Consider the following 454-nt stretch of genomic DNA (forward strand, 5'->3'; position numbering starts at 1 on the left):
AGGGAGCATGTCGAATCGTCGCACCCACATGGGGTTAGCGCCTGTCCATAAACCCCGACAACGCCGCAATCGCTTCCGGCGACTTCAAGCGCTGCACAAACAACGCCCCCTCTTCCTCGATCACTTGCCGCAACTGCTCACGGTCCACGCTCTTCATCAACTGCTTGCAGACCTGCACCGCTCCCGGCGCCAGGGTTTCAAAGCGCTCGGCCATTTCCCGCGCCTTGGCCAATGCCGCTTCGCCACTGCCCAACGCTTCGGTGGCAATCCCCCACGCGGCCGCTTGTTCGCCGCTGAAGCCCTCACCCAGCAACAGCAGTTCAGCCGCCTTAGCGTGCCCCAGTAAACGCGGGAGGATCAGGCTCGACCCAAACTCCGGACACAGCCCCAAATTGACGAACGGCATGCGCAACCGGGCATCGAGGCTGATGTACACCAGGTCGCAATGCAGCAG

At 62.3% G+C, this 454-nt stretch carries 1 protein-coding gene; it reads right to left on the reverse strand.

Annotated features, from left to right (window positions below; all coding sequences use genetic code 11):
• Window positions 1-34: 34 nt before the first annotated feature.
• Window positions 35-454, reverse strand: a 420-nt coding sequence (locus FCS21_RS16080; RefSeq protein WP_246047311.1) for an enoyl-CoA hydratase-related protein, incomplete at its 5' end; no start/stop codon positions are given.

The organism is Colwellia ponticola (genome assembly GCF_005885605.1).
In the GTDB taxonomy this organism is placed as follows: domain Bacteria; phylum Pseudomonadota; class Gammaproteobacteria; order Enterobacterales; family Alteromonadaceae; genus Colwellia; species Colwellia ponticola.